The 15867-nt window shown below is 33.6% G+C and carries 12 protein-coding genes; all 12 read left to right on the forward strand.

Going from position 1 to position 15867, the window contains the following annotated elements; genetic code table 11:
* Window positions 1–38: 38 nt before the first annotated feature.
* Entirely contained in the window at window positions 39–818 is a 780-nt protein-coding gene (locus tag BBG48_RS08230) for a hypothetical protein (protein ID WP_068912468.1), read from the forward strand.
* Window positions 819–827: 9 nt separating this feature from the next.
* Entirely contained in the window at window positions 828–1958 is a 1131-nt protein-coding gene (gene hemW / locus BBG48_RS08235; RefSeq protein WP_068912469.1) for a radical SAM family heme chaperone HemW, read from the forward strand.
* Between the two features lie 120 nt (window positions 1959–2078).
* Window positions 2079–3062, forward strand: a complete 984-nt coding sequence (gene asnA, locus BBG48_RS08240) for an aspartate--ammonia ligase (protein WP_068912471.1) — start codon at window positions 2079–2081, stop codon at window positions 3060–3062.
* Window positions 3063–3415: 353 nt separating this feature from the next.
* On the forward strand, window positions 3416–5260 hold the full coding sequence (locus BBG48_RS08245) for a hypothetical protein (RefSeq protein ID WP_068912472.1): 1845 nt from the start codon (window positions 3416–3418) through the stop codon (window positions 5258–5260).
* Window positions 5253–7409: a type IV pilus modification PilV family protein gene (locus tag BBG48_RS08250; protein ID WP_068912474.1), complete on the forward strand. Its 2157-nt coding sequence runs from the start codon at window positions 5253–5255 to the stop codon at window positions 7407–7409. Before BBG48_RS08245 ends, BBG48_RS08250 begins: the two co-directional genes overlap by 8 nt.
* 2 nt (window positions 7410–7411) lie before the next feature.
* The gene (locus BBG48_RS08255; RefSeq protein WP_068912476.1) at window positions 7412–9241 is read left to right on the forward strand and encodes a PilW family protein; all 1830 of its coding nucleotides are present in this window, start codon (window positions 7412–7414) and stop codon (window positions 9239–9241) included.
* A gap of 468 nt (window positions 9242–9709) precedes the next feature.
* Window positions 9710–10867, forward strand: a complete 1158-nt coding sequence (locus BBG48_RS08260; protein ID WP_068912478.1) for a cysteine desulfurase family protein — start codon at window positions 9710–9712, stop codon at window positions 10865–10867.
* A 25-nt stretch (window positions 10868–10892) separates the two neighbouring features.
* Window positions 10893–12065: a tRNA uracil 4-sulfurtransferase ThiI gene (gene thiI / locus BBG48_RS08265; RefSeq protein ID WP_068912480.1), complete on the forward strand. Its 1173-nt coding sequence runs from the start codon at window positions 10893–10895 to the stop codon at window positions 12063–12065.
* Between the two features lie 64 nt (window positions 12066–12129).
* Window positions 12130–12993 (forward strand): GTP pyrophosphokinase, encoded by an 864-nt coding sequence (locus BBG48_RS08270; protein WP_068912482.1) that lies wholly within the window; start codon window positions 12130–12132, stop codon window positions 12991–12993.
* A 20-nt stretch (window positions 12994–13013) separates the two neighbouring features.
* Complete coding sequence (locus BBG48_RS08275) at window positions 13014–13733, forward strand: response regulator transcription factor (protein WP_068912483.1); 720 nt, start codon at window positions 13014–13016, stop codon at window positions 13731–13733.
* Entirely contained in the window at window positions 13660–15096 is a 1437-nt protein-coding gene (locus BBG48_RS08280) for a sensor histidine kinase (RefSeq protein WP_094754387.1), read from the forward strand. The genes BBG48_RS08275 and BBG48_RS08280 overlap by 74 nt, the downstream gene beginning before the upstream one ends.
* A 180-nt stretch (window positions 15097–15276) precedes the next feature.
* On the forward strand, window positions 15277–15867 hold a 591-nt coding region (dnaX, locus tag BBG48_RS08285), incomplete at its 3' end, for a DNA polymerase III subunit gamma/tau (RefSeq protein ID WP_116170959.1).

The following is a 15867-nucleotide window of genomic DNA, read 5'->3' on the forward strand; positions in this document are numbered from 1 at the left end:
GAAATTAACAAACCGCAACATGATAGCAAGAGGAGAAAATGAGATTTTCACAGCTTGATATAAAAGAAAAAATCACGGTTTTTATTGCGTTTTTGGGTATTTTTGCTCTAATTGGCTTTGCGTTAGGAGCGACAATCAATATTTTTAGTAGAGGTGCAGTTTTGCCTGATAAAAGTAAAAAGACTAATCAGGTAGAAATAGCCAAAGAAAATAATTCCAATAATAGTACACAAAAACCGGCTGAAAACCCAAGCATATCTGAAAATACAAGTAAAGAAAGTGCCAATTCTACTGAGGAGTCGGCTGATATAATTGTACCCACAAACACGCAAGAGGATAAAAATCTTGATGAAATGACATTTGATACCTATGCAGTCGGCAAAGATTTAAAAGAGGGTGTATATAGACTTATCGCAAGAAATGATAGTGCACCGGCTTACTACAGGGTTTCAAATAAAAATTCAACACAAGATATAGACATATATCAGGATAATATATTTACTAACAGTACATATGTCGAACTGAAAAAAGGTCAGTATCTTTATGTTTCAGATGCAGATGTCAAATCATTAAGCGAAATAGAGCCGTACAAAGCTGATAGCGGAGTATATAAAGAAGGCGGATACAAGGTCGGGTTTGACTTACCGGCGGGCAGATATGCAGTAAGTCCGATAAGTGATGTTGGATATGTAGAGGTTTCAAACTCTGCTGATAAAAATGACAGCATAATTAAAGCATATATACAAAAGTCGTTAACAATAGATTTAAAGGACGGACAATTTATATTTATTTCACTGTCACAAATGATAAAGCAATAGGAAAAATATATGAGAAATATTGGAGTTTACACACATATACCATTTTGCCTTTCAAAATGTAACTACTGCGACTTTGACTCTAATGTAGGCAGTTATGAAGAAAAAAAAGAGTATATAGGAGCATTAAAAAAAGAAATACAACTGTTAAATATTAAATATGGCTTGGAAAAATACGTTGCTGATACGATTTTTATTGGTGGTGGCACGCCGACCTCACTAGAAGAAGATTTACTATTTGAGCTTTTGCAGACCTTGCAAAGCTCATTTACATTTTCTAGCCACTTAGAGGCAACGATAGAAATGAACCCAAGCAGCTTTTCAGCATCAAAAATAGACATACTAAAAAATTCATTCATAAACAGAGTAAGCATTGGACTACAAAGCTGTATACAAGACGAACTGGCATTGTTAGGACGAAATCATGATTTAAAAGATTTTGACACTACATTTAATTATCTAAGGAAAAATAATTTTGGTAACATAAATGTAGACCTGATGATGGGACTACCTAATCAAAGCTTAGAAAAATTTTCAAAAACCTTGGACACAGTTCTTTATTATAACCCTGAGCATATAAGTACCTATATGCTGATTATAGAAGAAGGCACACCGTTTTATAAATGGTACGAAAACGGAAAAATTATTGTGGACGATAAAATTACACTGCAAATCTATGAGTATACAGTAAAAAAATTGAAAGAGTCAGGCTATGAACAATATGAAATATCAAACTTTGCTAAAAAAGGTAAAAGCTGCTCCCACAATATAAAATACTGGACGCTTGAAGAATATCTAGGCATAGGCAGGTCAGCAGCCTCCTTTATAGACGGATACAGATATAAAAATGCCGACAAAGAGTATGTTAAAATAATAAATAGTGGCAAACTGCCGATAGTTGACAAAGAAAAGTCAGTTATGCAGACCCTATACGAAGAAAATATATTTCTTGGACTAAGAATGACACAAGGGATAGATATAAAAAAATTGAACGAAAAATTCGATATAGACTTTATGCAAAAATATTCATTAAAGATTGAACAATTGCTAAAAAAAGACTTAATAAAAATTAGAGAAGGCAAACTGTCATTGACACTAAAAGGAATAGAAATAAGCAATCAGATATTTTTAGAATTTATATAAAAAAACAACATTTTTTATTTAAAAAATAAAAAAGTTTGGGTATATATGAACAGACTTTGTTAAAACATCAATTTTGTAGTAAAATATAAAAATAAATAAAAAAATATGAATGGAGCTATCATGCAAAATAACTACACAAACCTTAAACAAACTCAAGTAGCAATAAAAAAAGTAAAAGACCATTTTCAAGTAAATCTAGCAAAAACTCTAAATTTAACAAGAGTATCCGCCCCATTATTCGTAAGACCTGAAAGTGGATTAAATGATAACCTAAATGGAGAGCCGGCAGTAGGGTTTGATTTGACTGATAGCGGTATCCATGTGGAAATTGTGCAGTCACTTGCAAAATGGAAAAGAGCAGCCCTAAAAAGATATGAATTTGCTAAAGGCGAAGGACTTTACACAGATATGAACGCAATCAGAGCCAACGAAAAAGTTGACTTCATACATTCAGTCTATGTAGACCAGTGGGACTGGGAAAAAATAATTTCAAGAGAGCAAAGGACACAGGAGTATTTGCACAACACAGTAAAAGACATATTTGAAGTATTTAAAAATACAGAAAAAATGATTAACGAAGAATACAAAGGAAAGCTTAGCCAAAAATTACCTGAAGAAATATTTTTCATCAGCTCACAAGAGCTACTGGATATGTATCCTGATTTGGACGCAAAACAAAGAGAATATGAAATTACGAAAGATAAAAAAGCTGTATTTATCCAAGGAATAGGAAAAAAACTCTCAAATGGCGAAGAACACGATTTAAGGTCACCTGACTATGACGACTGGGATTTAAATGGAGACATATTATTTTTCAATCCAATTACTGACAGTGCTTTAGAGCTATCCAGCATGGGCATTAGAGTAGACGAAAAATCACTATTATCCCAACTAAAAATATTAGGACTGGAAGAAAGATTGACAAGACAGTATCACAAAGATTTAGTTGAAGGCAATCTGCCACTTACAATGGGCGGAGGTATAGGACAATCAAGAATATGTATGTATATGCTTGAGAAAAAACACATAGGAGAAGTCCAAGCCTCAGTATGGGACGAAGAAAATATAAAATACGCTGAAAAAGAAGGCATAATTTTATTATAGATAAAGCATATTATTAGCCTATAGAGCTTTGATAAAAGCTAAAATTTAATTAGCAAATGCAAAATAGAAAAATATAAGCCAATTTACTTTATTATTATAGGGGTGGCTTATATTTTTTTTAATTTAAATAATATTATAAATAATTAGATGATATTTAAGATATTTAATTCAAATTGTGGTACAATAATTATATACATAAAAAAAGTATAATATTTTCGGTTTAAATTATTATACAAGACATAAATAGACTAATAAATATTATGAAATTAAATGATATATTGTGATAAAGAAGATTTAGTATTACAAATGTTAAGTTAAAAATTGATTTATAAATATTAAAAGCTGGAGAATTTATGAGAAAATATAAATCCCAAAAAGGTGTGGCACTTATATTTGCAATTATGATAATTGCGATTATGTCAATAGTAGGAGCACTAGCCTTGTATATAGCCAATAGAGAAAGTAAATCTGTAATAGCAGAGCAACAAAAGACAAGAGCCTATTATGCAGCAAGGACGGGTGCAGATATCGCAGACAAATTTATAAGCTCAACACCAAAAAAAGACGTCATAGACCTTTTTACAAGATATGAAGGTGCTAAAATGCTCTATGACCAAGACAAAAGAGACGATAATCAGTGGTATCCTGTATATTATGAAAAAAAATCCACAGTCGCCGGAGTAAGCCAAACTGAAAAAATAGCTACAGGTGAATATTTTCAATTGATGTTCAAAAAAAATTCACAAAAAGGCATACAACTTGTTTCAAGAGGTGCAGTATTAAAGCCGGGTGTAAAATTACCTATCGATGCTACTCAAGACGTCATAAAAAATAATATCTTACTTGATAAAACCAGCTCAATCCTAGGAACATATAGTAGCTCAGAGGCTGAGGGCGATGATGGAAGGCTAATACCATCAGTAATAAATACAGCAGCCTATGTAAATTCACATATAGCCATGAGAGGTGGCTCTAGTATAACATATACGAAAGATTTGACAAATGTTGGACCTGCCGTTATGACAGGTATTACAGATGAAGCCGACATTGATGTAAATAAAAATATACTGGGAGCAGCCACCTATGCTAAAATATACGGACAGTTTCAAGTGCCTGAGGTATCAAGTTCACTTTTAAAAACCTTTGAAGAAAGAAAGGTGCTTGAGGATACAAAAAATTTAGTTGCAAGTGAAAATTTACCTAAACCATATCTGCCTATAGATATACCGCAAAAAGAAACAGAGTTTCAAAAAGTGACGCAAGGCTCAAAAAGCTTAGCACAGCTTTGGACAGACAATCCGATAGCCATTACAAATAGAGAAAAAGGTTATGACAAAATAATATCCGACCCTCTAACCACCTACAGTAAAATCGTGGTAAGACTAGGTTTAGGCGACAGATCATCACTGAAAATATTAGCTGACTATAATCCAAGCCTAGTGGCAGACGAATTTATAGTAGAAAGCAACAAATTATATATAAAAGGTTCAGGAGTAGCGAATATCTATTCAAGAAAATTTAAAAATTTAGGAGTTGGGGCAATCATAGTTGAGGGTGGAGCAACAGCAAACTTCTACGTTGATGATTTAAGTTTAGATGCAGATATAATAATTAAAGACAATTCAAAAGTCAATTTCTATGTAAGAAAGAGCCTAGTGGTTGATGATGGACAATTTAATTATAACAGTAGTGATATAAACAATGCAGACCAGCTAAACATATATTATTACGGCGACTCAAATGCTACATTTAATAGGGCAAATTGGCACTTTAAGGGTAATGTTTACATGGCCGGGGGCAATTTAGTAATGGGAAACGCTGTTGGTACTCTAGGTACATCAATCAGTGACGTCAGACCATTTTTTGTAGGCAACATCTTTTCCTCAGGAGGAGATATAAATATTAGTGTAGGGCTTGCCTCCACAGAAAAATATAAGGCGAATGCTTTTATATATGCTCCGCTTAGCACAGTGTCAATAGCTCCATACGGTGAGAAAGCCTTGACAGCGGCTACCTCTCCAAAAGTAAGCTTGGCCGGCTCAATCATATGTGACAAATTGGATATGGGCATAAATACATCATTGATTTATAATGCTATACCAAAAGAAACTTTGCCTAAGAACGAAGATGTAGTAAACGAAATGTATAAAATTGAACAAATTAATTTCGGAAAATTAAGGTGGGATAGAATTGATTAAAAAACATAAAGCAATGACCCTAATAGAAGTGCTTATTGCTCTTACTCTATTAGCCATAGTTATGATTACAAGCAGTGCTATTTTTGCCTACACATTCAAACAGACTTCGTCAGCCGGGCAGATATCTAAAAAAACTTACGAGTCAAAACAAAAGCTTGAAGAAGAAATGAAAAATAGTGGCAGCACCAACGCAACGTATGAATTATTTAAAGATGCACCATTAGGCACAGGTACAGCAATAACAAGTAAGATTACAGGTACAACCTATACTACTAAAATTGATAGACTGCTCAACGATTGGACTTATGCTTCAAGTGACATAGATATGGCTACATTTATGGCATTTAAAGCTGACAACAGAATAAGAGATAAAGAAGTGGAAAATAAAGACGGACAGCTAATACTTGACCCTGAGAAAGCACCGGAGGATAAATTTAGCTACGATAATGCACTAAACGTAGTGTATGGTAATCCTAGGAAAAGTATAAGCTTGTATATAGACCCTGAAAAACTGGCAGGATTTACCATTACACCACAGTTAATTGGAAAAGTTGCCGGCAAAAACCTTTTGGACGATATGACCTCAAGCGGAGTTAAGAGTGTGGATTTCATAGAAAATACAGACCCGGCACTAAACAGCATCTCCGGCACAAAAAGTGGCAATTCATACACAATTCCTGAAACAGTGGAAAAAGGCGTGCAACCTTTAAAAATTAAATTTAATTTGGACATTACACCCTCAGGTCAAATGAAACCGGGAACGTATAAATTTGTTTTAAAATATACAAAAGGTACGGATACCTCTTTAAATGAAAGCATAATACCTTACAAAGTATCAGAAATAAGAGTAGTTGCCGGCACTAAAGAAGGTTTACTTATATCAGGGGACGGAAAAACTTTTTATACTACACAAGAAAAAGCTCCGGTTACGGCACTTGCCTATGGAGGTAATGACAATCCTTTATTTGTAATGGCGACTAGCACTTCTTCAAAGACTAACATAAGATATTCTAGAGATGGGTTAAATTGGAAAGACGTCAATTTTTTAGGTGATGCATATTCTTGGCTTAATAAACCGGAGATTGCAAAGACCGGTGGAGAAAAACCTATTATTAAGAAGATAGTCTATGGAGGACCAAAGGAAAATAAAGTATTTATGGCTATAACAAACAATAGGGTTTTTCTTTCCTATGATAAGGACAACACTGCGACTGCTATGAAATGGGGAGTATTAAAAGGCTCAAGTACACCTTACAATGGATCAGGTACATCAAAATTTGGATTGAGCTTTAATGCTTTTAGAGACTCTCAGATTTTCACAGATATAGATTTGAGAGACGACAAGATAGACGAAACAGGAGAAAATGAGGCAAATAATATTTTGGCATATTTGTCTTACAAAGAATTGGGCACAGGACAAGCTGACTTTATAAGACTGGAAAAAAGAGCAGGCTCTGATACATTAAGCTCTACAAGATTTAAATATGGCACTACCGGCGTACCTTATGACAAAATAGTGGTGATGAATTACAACTTATTAGAGAGAAAACCAGTTAAGCCTTACAATAATGACCAAATTTTAATATATAAAAATAATGACTCAATAACTCCATCAAAGTCAGCATTGATATCTATTATAAAAACAGTTGTCCATGTGGCAGGCATACAAGGCACTACCGACACAGGGGATGTGGATGCGAGCTCATTAGCTACAATGGATAGTAAAAACAAAGAAATAAGTATGATTGAGACATTTACAGGCAACCAAGTTTTTATGTACCAAGGGGATAACTTATGGACATTTATAAACTACAATAAGGACGAGGATGCAGCCACAAAAGATTTTCAGGTTGAACAAAATTCGGCTAGGATATTGCCTATAAAAGCTGTAGAAGACGACAAGAATTTTCAAGTACGAAAGCTACGCTTGAATAACTATGGTGTTGTGACTGCACTAGTAGGTAAAAAGGATAGTGCAGTATCTGAGATATACTTTAACAGCTTGAAACTATACACGATGAAACAAAGTGTTGAAAGCACAAACATAGTTTTCGGTTGGGATTTACTCAATGACGTTAAGTATGTAAAAAATAAAGACCTGCACATAGACCTAGATAAATATAATGTGTCAGATGTGGTTTGGAGGTAGATATGAAAAAAAGCAGAGGATTTACTTTAATAGAATTATTGGTTGCGATTACAATATTTTCAATTATTTCCATTGCCATTATGAATATATTTAACTTCCAAATAAAATCATTCTTTATGAATTCTACAAAGGCTCAAACTCAAATATATACTAGAGGCTTGTCTGATACAATATCAAGAATGATTGGATATTCAAAAGAAGTATATCTAATAGAGGATATACCATCTAAATTTGACGACAACTATGCCTATATATATTCAAGAGATGGAGCGGTAAAATTTAGAAATCCACTTACAAAAAAAGAGCTGGATTTAAATCCTGACATATCTAACGGCACTTCCACAGAATTTTCAAATTTTGTAAACAGCCAAAGCTTGGATCTTACATTTACAATGGAAAATATAGAAGTGCCAAACTATATAAAATTTGACATAAAAGCAAAGAAAAGTAAATTAGGCAACTCTGAGTATGACGTAACATCTCAAGTCAGAGCGGAAAATTCATTTAAGTCAGGCAATATAAACTACGCCTCAGCAAAAATGGTAGATACGACAGTTGGAACAAAGGCAGTTAAGCAGGCGACCGGAAAAGTGATAAAGTTCATATTAACCGAGCAATACGACTTGAAAAACACACCGACACTTATATTAAATGACACATGGTACGCAATGATGCAAAAGGCTATCAATGATGGCAATGCTAAAGTAGACCCGGTCACAGGTGAAATAAAAATAGATGGATATTCAAGTGATGCAGGTATAACCACAGATAATATGTATATATCAGCAGTAACAGACGATGCAGTAAAAAAGGTAAAGCCTACCGGTGCTTTAGGAGACGTAGACAAATATAATTATTCAATAAATACAAAAGTCAGCGTCAGTGGAGATAACACAGGATATAGAATATTAATAAACGGGGCGACTAGAAAAGAAGGCACAGCAGTATTTGAGCAAAAACAGATTTCAGGGTTTGCCTTTGAATACGAGCCGAATCTTGGCGGATTTAGAATAATAAGATTACAAAAAGGCAAAGTCGATAACAGCGGACTTTTTTCGGGAAGAAGTTTTGGAGCAAATTTTGCAGGAAAGTCAGAACAACTTTATACCTTTGACATGATAAAAACAGATAAATTTGACTTTCAGACAGATAAAACCGGCAGTTATAATGTAAATTTAAAAGTAATAACCAAGCCGGGCACTAGCAATCTACTTATAAAAGCGGTGTTGACTGATAAAAATAACAATTCCTCTATGCCGATGTATTTTGGAGATTTTGGAGCAATAAAAATGGCAGACAACACCATAGTTAAAGGAGCTGACACTCTAATTCCTATTGATGCCGGAGGAGATTTTTCAAACAAGACCACGTCTCCTCAGATAGGCACGCAGGCAGTTTATTTCAAAAAGGGCAAAGTACCGCCGGAAAGCAAAGTAGCCTTTGAAAGTGGAGTATTTGGCATGGCTCCTCCTGATGTGACAAAAGCAGAAGAGGGAAAATCTACTACAGCAGACGGCAAAAATACACAGACAATTGATTTAGGATTTAGTAGAGCAATAAAGGCAGCGGAAATAGACAAGACAAAATTTACTGTTTCAGATAAAAATGGCAACCCTATCCCACTAGACAGCGTAAAAGTGACAAGCGACGGCAAAGTGCAATTAGTTACGCAGCCAAATATTGTCAAAGGACCAACCGGAGCTACCACTCAAGTCGATTATGATCTATCCAATGTTGCTGTAGAATATGACCCGGGAGCAGGTGCAAATAATTTAATTGATCTTAGCAATTACCCTATAGACAGCTTTAAATATACGGCAATTACAAAATAAATAAAATTATCCGAAAACACTCTTGGATTAGTTTAAGTGTTAAACAATAAATATAGTAGATGAATTATCTAACATATTATTTATAAACATTTAAATTCCAAGAGTGTTTTTTGTACAAAAATGAAATAGCTATAAAATAATATAAATACATTTAATTTTTAAATGCTAACTTGGTAAAAAACAGTCTATTTTATACTAACTTACATAAGAAAATTTAGTATTATTTTTCATTATAAATTTTTTTGTATCACAGAGCAACACAAATTTCTTTTCAATAGTTGTACTATAATTTTCAAAGTAAGTTAGTATTACGTCAAAAATGGTTTCAATTATTTGTAATTTATGGTAAAATTGAAATGATTTTTAAAATAAAAAGATAAATGTGATAATTCTAATTTTTGACTATAAAATTAATTTTTAAGTTAATATAAATTTTATTTGTATAAAATATTTAAGAAAGGAATTGTTTTGGTTTATTTAGACAATAGTGCCACAACCTCTATATATGATGAAGTAGTAGACGAGATAACAGATGTATATAAAAATGCAAACTACAATCCATCAGCAGCCTACGATGTGGCATCTATAGCAGAAAAAAAATTGTCAAAGGCGAGAGAAATTATTGCAAGCTCAATTAATGCTGACAAAGAAGGGATTTATTTCACCTCCGGAGGTTCTGAGGGAAATAACACTGCAATACTTGGAGTTGCTAGAGCTTGCCAAAATAGAGGCAAGCATATAATTACCGACAACATAGAGCATGACAGTGTAAACAATGTATTTAAATATTTAGAGCAAAACGAAGGCTACGAGGTAACCTATATTGAGCCTGATAAATACGGAGTAATAAATCCAAATGATGTAACAGATAAGGTGAGAAAAGATACCACACTTGTTTCAATAATGCACGTCAACAATGAAACCGGTGCTTTAAACGATATAAAAACCATCACAAGCCTTGTAAAAAAACAAAATCCACTTACTATAGTCCACAGTGACAGCGTGCAGTCATATTTAAAATTTCCGATAGATGTAGAGGACTTAAATGTAGATATCATTACTACAAGTGCACATAAGGTACATGGACCAAAGGGAATTGGCTTTATATATATAAAGAAAAACACTAAGATTGCTCCACTAATTTATGGCGGTGGGCAAGAAAGCGGATTTAGGTCAGGTACTCAAAACGTGGCACTTATCTCAGGATTTAGCGTAGCAGTAGACAAAATTATAAAAATGGGCGATTATACAAAAAAAATCTCAGAAGTGAGAGATTATCTAAAAGAAAGTATAATCAAAAAGCTTGCAGACATAAATATAAATACACCGATAATTAGTGCACCACATATTTTGAGCGTTTCCTTTGCAGGAGTAAAATCTGAGATACTACTACACTATCTTGAGATGGATAAAATATATGTATCTACGGGTTCTGCCTGTTCATCCAAAAAAAAGACATCTAGAGTATTACAAAATATAAAACTGGACGATAAATATATTGACGGGACGATTAGATTTTCACTAGACGAAAATATAGATAAGGCAATGATTGATTTTGTAGTAGAAAAATTGCAGCAAAGCGTCAGCAAAATTAGAGCAGTTACAAAATACACTTTAAAAAAATAGTTTATAAGTGAGGAATTTAATATAGATGTACGATAAGCTAATTGTAAGAAATGGTGAAATTTCCATAAAAAAGAAAAATAAGTTTGAGTTTGTAAATGCCCTAATGCGTAATCTCAGAGCTGCCACAAAAAATATGCAAGGAGTAAAGGTTACAAAAAACAACAATAGAATAGAACTGAATTTAGCAGATGGAGTAGACTACAAAGAAGTAATCTCAAAGATAAAAAATATATTTGGTGTAGTGACTATATCTCCGGCTATGTCAGGCGATAGTGGTTATGACAACTTAATTGAGCTGGTAAAAGAGCTGGTAAGATTAAAATATGAGCAAAAGCCGTTTAAAACCTTCAAAGTCACTACAAAGCGTATAGATAAATCTATAGCTATGACTTCAATGCAAATGAATGCAGACCTAGGTGAAAAAATCCTAGCGGAATTTGAAAACCTGGACGTAGATGTAAACAATCCTGATGTGATTATACACATAGAGTTTAGAGAAAGACAAAATATAGTATTTACAGAAAAAATCGAGTCTGAGGGCGGACTACCTAGAGGAATAAATGGCAAAACCTGCGTATTGCTTTCAGGTGGTATAGACTCTCCGGTAGCGACATATTTGATGGCAAGGAGAGGACTTTTTGTAGAGGCGGTGCATTTTCACAGCTATCCATTTACAAGTGAGAAGGGTAAAGAAAAAGTGCTTGAGCTAGTGAAAATCCTCACAGGCTACTGCGGAAACATCAGAGTTCATTTAGTAAATCTTTTGCCAATACAGCAAGAAATAAATGAGAAATGCAACACAGAATATATGACAATTCTATCAAGAAGATTTATGATGAGAATAGCTCAAGAAATTGCACTAAGTTATGGAGCACTTTCGCTGGTTACAGGAGAGAGCCTAGGACAGGTTGCATCTCAAACATCTGAGGGACTTATTTGCAGTGATGCAGTAGTAGATAAGCTGCCGGTGTTTAGACCGCTTATAGCTACAGATAAGCAAGGAATTATAGATATAGCAAGACAGATTAACACTTACGAGACATCAATAATTCAGGAGGAGGATTGCTGCACAGTATTTTTGCCAAAAAATCCTGCAACAAAGCCTAAAAAGGAAAAATGTGAAAAAAATGAGGCTAGACTTGATGTGCAAAGGCTTGTGCAAGAGGCGATTGACAATAGAGAAATAATTGAATTTTAATAAATTGTATATAAATTTTTTGAATTTGAAATAATAAAGAAAATTTTGCCAAAGGTGAATGACAATGGACGTATTTTCGTGGAAAGACTTTTTAATCTCCTACGAATTTGCAGTAGAAGAACTTAAAATAAAATTTAAAAACATTAGAAATGAGTTAAAAGACCATGACAGCTACTCTCCTATAGAATTTGTGACTGGCAGAGTCAAAAAAATTTCTTCAATTATAGAAAAAGCAAATAGATTAGATGTACCTCTTACTAAAGAGGATATTGAGACAAAGATTGAGGATATAGCCGGCATTAGAATTATGTGTCAATTCGTAGACGATATATATACAGTTGCAGATTTAATAAAATCAAGGTCTGATATGAAGGTTGCCTACGAAAAAGATTACATAAAAAACTCCAAAAAAAGTGGCTATAGGAGCTATCATATAGTCGTAAAGTATCCAGTGCAGACAGTAACCGGAGTTAAAAATATATTAGCCGAAATCCAAATAAGAACCTTGGCTATGAACTTTTGGGCAACCATAGAGCATTCCTTAAAATATAAGTATGACCATCTTTTGCCTGATGATCTTTCACAAAAGCTAAGAAATGCGGCAGACTCAGCGTTTATGTTGGACAATGAAATGAGTGAAATTAGAGACGAAATAGTTGGGGCACAAATTGCATTTGAAGTAAAGTCAGGTAGCGTAAAAGACATAATGAGTAGCATAAGCTATTTGTATATGGCAGGATATAGTGATGAGGCATCAAGCTATATCAAAAAGTTTGACAAAATAAAAAATATAATGGACATCAAAGAAGTTACAGATTTGCAAAATGACATTCAGTTGAGAATAAGAGAAATAAATAGTGACAAAAAATCAACAACTACTATGCCAAACATAGAAACAATTGATATAAATAAGCACACAAAAAATTAATTAAATAAAGTGAGAAGGATATGAAAGAAATATTTATAGTTGACGATGAGCAAAGAATAGTAGATTTAATAGCTATGTACTTAAAAAAAGAAGGCTATGCAGTAAAGACTTTTTCAAATGGCGATGACGCATTAAAAGAATTTAACAAAAAAGAGCCTGACCTTATGGTTTTAGACATCATGATGGATGGCATGGACGGACTGGACTTGTGCAGAGAGATTAGAAAAAGTAGCGATGTGCCAATAATATTTGTATCAGCAAGGTCTGAGGAATTTGACAGAGTTTTGGGGTTAGAGCTTGGAGCTGATGATTTTTTGGCAAAACCATTTTCTCCTAGAGAACTGGTGGTAAGAATTAAAATAATACTAAAACGTAAAGCCTCACCGGTAGTACAGCATACAAATCAGGTGCAAGATGAGCAGAGCACATTATCCAGCGGAGACTTTTTCATGGATACTGAAAATAGGATTGCAAAAGCACGAGATAAAGAAGTGTTTTTGACTATCAAGGAATATGATGTATTGGAATTTTTGATGAGAAATATGAGCACACCAAAGACTAGAGAAAGTATAATACACAATGTATGGGGATACTCCGATACAGAAGGCTATGAAAGAAACGTTGACGATACAATAAAAAGAATTAGAAAGAAATTAAAAGACGTAGATGCGACAGTTAGAATTAATACAATATGGGGTTACGGATATAGGCTTGATAAAGATGAAGAAACTAGCAATTAAAACTATATTTAGTCATGTTGCAATAGCAATAATTTCTACCATAGTTTTTTCAGTTATTATAACATTCTCGCTTATATATATGGGTAGAAATGAATATGCTGATTTTTGCAAAACATCATCAAGATACGTTGCATCAGAGGTGTCTAACAATCTAAGCCAAAAAAGTATTAAGAACGTAGACAACATCAAAGTTGGAAATTTATTAAGCAACGAAGATTACTACTACTTTACCTTGCAGGATAGCCCGATTTTGATACAAAAATCAATGTTTGCCAAAAATTTGGCAACATCAAATTTGTATATAAAGACCAATTCAGGTAAAGTATACTGGGTAATAAAAACACCATTTTCTAAAAAATCTGATTTTGCACAGATAGTAGCACCTATCGTGCTAAATAAAAAAATAGTTGCGAATGTAATAATAGAGCCATATTTAAAAGAGACTAAGGCGATAAACCTTTATATGCAAAGGATAATGTTCTCAGGCTTTTTGTTTACAATGTTGTTTGCCCTAGTGTTGTCGTTAATCTTTGAGGTAAGACTGATAGGACCAATGTCAGCTTTAAGAAACAACATAAACAACATACGACTTACAGGGAAGATAAATTGGAAACAAGTCAATAGCAAGGATGAAATCAGCGAAATAAACGATGAATTAAAGGAAATCACTAAAAAAATGCAGGAGGCTAACCAGTCTCAAATAGAATTTTTCCAAAATACATCTCACGAGCTTAAAACCCCACTTATGTCAATAAGTGGCTACGCAGAAGCGATAAGAGATGGAGTAATGGAAAAGGGCGAAGAAATAGATGCACTCAATATAATAATAGACGAGAGCAACAAGCTGTCACAGGCAATAGGCTCTATTCTTTACCTGAGCTCCTTTGATGGACCGTCAAAATATAATTATAAAGAAGTAAAAAGAATTAATTTTTATGAAAGCGTAGAAGAGCTTGCACTCAAGAGCGTAGATGTGCAAAGCGGTAAGATTGAAATAATAAATAACTTTCCCATGGCATTGTCGGTTGAGCTGGAGGTAGAAAAATATAATAAGCTGTTAAACAACATACTTGGAAATGCACTTAGATATGCAAAAAGTAAGATATATTGTGACTTGATAATAAAAGATAAGGACTTTATCTTTACCATAAGAGATGACGGACCGGGATTTAAAAATGGAGAAGAAGATAAAGTATTTGAAAGATTTTATAAGGGCGAGGGCGGACATAACGGACTAGGCCTTTCAATAGTCAAAAAAATCGTAGAAGCCTATGAAGGGGAAGTCAGAGCATATAATCACAAAGATGGCGGAGCAGTAATAGAGCTTAGGTTCAATGACTTTTACCGATACTTTATGGTTTAATAACAAATAAATTTAGAGCTGATTTTGACACATAAACATTCAAAATCAGCTCTTTTTATAATATTTGTAAAAGCTAAACGACTTTAAATAAATATCAAAATATGTTATAATAATAATTTAAAAAGACAATTAAATTAAAAATATCACTTTTATTCTATAAAATATTCGATGGAGTAAATTATGTCGATAGCTCTATATAGAAAATATAGACCTACTGATTTTGAGACAATAGTGGGTCAATCTCAAGTAACAAATGTACTTAAAAATCAAATAAAGCTGGGCAAAATTTCTCACGCATATATATTTACAGGCGTAAGAGGTACAGGAAAAACCTCTACTGCTAAGGTTTTTGCCAAGGCTGTCAGTTGTGAAAACTATGACGAAGAAAAAGGACCATGTAATGAGTGTCAATCATGCAAAAATTATATGGTTGATACAGTGGAAATAGATGCAGCCTCTAATAATAGCGTGGACAACATCAGAGCTTTGCAAGAAACAGTGATGTATCTGCCATCTTATGCAAAATACAAGGTCTATATAATAGACGAGGCACATATGCTTTCTGCAGGGGCATTTAATGCACTTTTAAAGACCCTTGAAGAGCCACCGGCACACGTGATATTTATCTTGGCAACCACAGAATTAGCTAAAATACCGGAAACAATAGTCTCAAGATGCCAAAAATTTGAATTTAGAAAAATAGACCAAGACGACATATACAAAAGACTTTGTGAAATTTTAACTAAGGAAAATATCAAATTTGATGAGCAA

Source organism: Criibacterium bergeronii (genome assembly GCF_001693775.2).
GTDB classification, from domain to species: Bacteria; Bacillota; Clostridia; order Peptostreptococcales; family Filifactoraceae; genus Peptoanaerobacter; species Peptoanaerobacter bergeronii.

What these genes read in the sequence shown, in the direction of transcription:
- BBG48_RS08230 (WP_068912468.1), top strand. Translation starts at nt 39, where the DNA reads ATGAGATTTTCACAGCTTGATATAAAAGAAAAAATCACGGTTTTTATT.
- hemW (WP_068912469.1), top strand. Translation starts at nt 828, where the DNA reads ATGAGAAATATTGGAGTTTACACACATATACCATTTTGCCTTTCAAAA.
- asnA (WP_068912471.1), top strand. Translation starts at nt 2,079, where the DNA reads ATGCAAAATAACTACACAAACCTTAAACAAACTCAAGTAGCAATAAAA.
- BBG48_RS08245 (WP_068912472.1), top strand. Translation starts at nt 3,416, where the DNA reads ATGAGAAAATATAAATCCCAAAAAGGTGTGGCACTTATATTTGCAATT.
- BBG48_RS08255 (WP_068912476.1), top strand. Translation starts at nt 7,412, where the DNA reads ATGAAAAAAAGCAGAGGATTTACTTTAATAGAATTATTGGTTGCGATT.
- thiI (WP_068912480.1), top strand. Translation starts at nt 10,893, where the DNA reads ATGTACGATAAGCTAATTGTAAGAAATGGTGAAATTTCCATAAAAAAG.
- BBG48_RS08270 (WP_068912482.1), top strand. Translation starts at nt 12,130, where the DNA reads ATGGACGTATTTTCGTGGAAAGACTTTTTAATCTCCTACGAATTTGCA.
- BBG48_RS08275 (WP_068912483.1), top strand. Translation starts at nt 13,014, where the DNA reads ATGAAAGAAATATTTATAGTTGACGATGAGCAAAGAATAGTAGATTTA.
- BBG48_RS08280 (WP_094754387.1), top strand. Translation starts at nt 13,660, where the DNA reads ATGCGACAGTTAGAATTAATACAATATGGGGTTACGGATATAGGCTTG.